Below are 2,901 nucleotides of genomic sequence, written 5' to 3'. Positions count from 1 at the left end.
GGAAAATGAGAGACAATGGCTCTGATGTACTCCTCTATCAGGTGGCTTTCATCAGTCAGCTTCCCAACACTCTTCCAGTCCAGAACTCTGACATCCTCTGAAAAGATCAAGGATTCCAGTGCTATTGTGCGGGTGTCATCCATCTCGGTGCCGTCACCCTCAATCACCTTCACCCCGTTATATTCGGGGGGATTGTGCGAGGCGGTGATCATCGCCCCTCCATCATAGTGCTCCCTGACCAGGTACTGGAGTGCCGGTGTCGGGAGTATACCGAGATCGATGACATCGCATCCGGATGCGAGGAGTCCTGATCGCATTGCAGCAGCAAGTGCCTCTCCTGAGGTTCTGGTATCCCTTCCAAGCGCAACTCTGCCCCTTATCATTGTCCCAAGGGATAACCCGATCTTCATGACGAGTTCCGGGTTCATGTCTTCTCCAATGATTCCGCGGACTCCGTTTGTTCCAAAGAGTATTTTTTTCGGTTCGGTATTATTCGTCATTATCTTCATCTCTCTCAGATTCTCTGCTATTTGTTTCATCCGGCTGAATGGATTGCCGGGATCGTTTGTTCAGGAGAATATTTGCAGAATCGCCAAGTTTTCTCATGATGTCGGTGATCCGGTCTTCTATTTCGATCTCGTCATCGATCTCAAGTGATGTGCCCTCAACTTCAAGGAGGAACCGTGCAATCTCGCTTGATTCAAAGAGGATGTCGTCAAGTTCGTCAAGGGTGAAGAAACCGCACATGGCCCCGTAAAAGAATGTGGCACCTGATTTCCTGACTTTTCTCTTGAAGGATGAACGTGCCTGGTTGACCGCCTGCGGAGAGTATGGCTCCTGCATAAATGGAACCAGATCAGGGAGATTCTCTCCGATAAAAGTCATCTCGGCACCTGCCGTTGTCTTAAAATCGGAACAGAGCCGGGCTATTGCCCATTCCCGGGCAGTTACGTACGTATGCTTCCGCAGGAACTGGTTGACTTTCCGGTATGTGGCGCCATCGACTTTCCGGAACTTCCGGTATTTGGAGATCTCCTCTCTCCGGCTTTCATCGATCTGAGGTTTTTCCTCTTCTGGGTTGCTCATCTCAGTACCTCTGTTGCTCTTCTGCCCCCTTGAACCTTTTTCTGTGTATATCGGTGTCAATGTATGACGAATTCCGGGGGCAGGATGCGGGAAATTCTGTCCTCTTTAACGTATAGCATCATATGGTTTATAGATGACGATCTGCCTCGAAACGGCTCTGATTGAAGTATATTGTTGAATAAATAATTTATTTATTTTCCTGGATCCGGGGTGTGGGGGGTGAAGATGCAGATGCCTGGTTGGGGTTCGCATTACATCGGGTTGTATCGGGGGCTTGTAGTCGAACCCGTTTTCCTCACCATTGGGGATGTTTCATTCATCCCTGGATGTTGGCTTTTGACTGGTTCCTCTCTGGCTGGATGCTCTCTGAGATCTGCTGATCGATGTAGAATGTCAATGGCTTCGTTAAATTTGCGCTTCATATTGCTCAGGTGTGGCGATCGAAAAGTGCTCCATTGCTCTCCTGTCTTTTCCAACTGCTTACTCTCTGTTTGTCTTGGGTGGGAGGATTTCATGGCAGGCATGGTCTGATGCTGCTTGGGTATGGCGGTAAACATCGTCCAGACTGTAACCGGGCTCTGGCTCTTCGTTGATGCAGGGGCAAACGCAGTATCGTAAAAGTTTGGATTTGTGTATTGTTGGCTTGGGTTTGCGGGCTATGTGTTGGGGGTTACAGATTGGTTTTCTGATCAAAGGGTGGCTCCTCGACCGGGTCTCCTGGTTATCCCTGCTCCTCTTATTGATAGCAAAGCAGGCTCTCACACTATGATGCAGAGAAATGTCTGATATGTTCTCCTCTGAAAAGAGGCGGTCCTCTTCCAATCTCTATAACGGGCATCTGATCTGTCGCTGTTTGGATCTATGGTGTATAGATCGATTATTGATCAGATCGGTGGGTTTCTTGATCGGGATCAGATCTCTTCTCTCTCTTTCTCCCTTTCAATCCATCTTCTCTCTTCTCTCTCCACTATCTGAATCGATCGTCTGTTATTCTGGATTGACCTCTATCACCGCCAGTTTGATTTTGTGCACTTTCGGCGGTGTAACAATGGGCACGTTCCGAAGTCCTTCCGGGTTGTACCCGAGTGTTGTGGCAACTAATCAATTGCTGGATGGCGTTTTTTCCAGGGAATCTGATCTCCGATCTTCCTGTTCTTATGGTGTGTGATTGGTGTGTGGCCTCTGGCAGGGTGGGGTGGGACTGGTTATCTAAAAGGCAGTTGGTTTTCAAACCCTCCTCTCGTAATTCCTGCCATCTATCTCCCCGCATTTGGTTCAATCAATATTTCAATTGCGTCCAAAAATAACGTCCTCGTATTGGCATTCTCGTCTACTTTTTTCGATTATCATAATGTCTCATATTAAAAATGTGAATAGATCGATGAAATCGACGATATGGGGTTTCTTTATATGCACCTTTCAGCCGGGGTGGCTGTACTCGCTGTCTGTCCGGATGGTCGGGGGTTCTGTTCCTCTGGAAAATTATGGTTTGAAGCTGGCCAATGCCTCTTGTCTCAAAAATCGTTAAATTTTAGTCCATTATCCTTTTAAGTCCTATATTGGAGTTATTTTTGGGATCTGTGAGAACGGCATTTTTTGCGCAGAATAGGTATTCTGCGCAATTATGGTGTGCAGGGACCTGTTTTTGATATCATGCGGTGCAATCTGAATCATCAGACTCGAATGAATAGATCATGAGGGTTCTGTAATTATGATCGGCAATAATCATCTGTGCTTCTCCCGCTGATAGGACTGGCCCTTGGCATCTGGGTCGTTGGGGGGATCTCTTCATTGTGTGTAGTTCACTCTTCAGCA

At 47.5% G+C, this 2,901-nt stretch carries 1 protein-coding gene and 1 pseudogene; both read right to left on the bottom strand.

The window, feature by feature from the left end; all coding sequences use genetic code 11:
- Nucleotides 1-509: pseudogene (locus QCH34_RS10025) on the bottom strand (phosphoglucosamine mutase); the annotation flags it as partial.
- On the bottom strand, nucleotides 490-1,086 hold the full coding sequence (locus tag QCH34_RS10020; protein WP_300333609.1) for a DUF5806 family protein: 597 nt from the start codon (nucleotides 1,084-1,086) through the stop codon (nucleotides 490-492). The gene QCH34_RS10020 and the pseudogene QCH34_RS10025, both read right to left, overlap by 20 nt.
- Nucleotides 1,087-2,901 lie beyond the last annotated feature (1,815 nt).

Source organism: Methanocalculus sp. (assembly GCF_029762515.1).
Classification (GTDB): domain Archaea; phylum Halobacteriota; class Methanomicrobia; order Methanomicrobiales; family Methanocorpusculaceae; genus Methanocalculus.
The sequence above is the reverse complement of the archived record's forward strand: the minus strand, read 5'-3'. Positions and strand labels throughout refer to the sequence as shown.

Excerpts from the sequence above, each read along its gene's own strand:
- QCH34_RS10020 (WP_300333609.1), bottom strand. The coding sequence starts at position 1,086 with ATGAGCAACCCAGAAGAGGAAAAACCTCAGATCGATGAAAGCCGGAGA.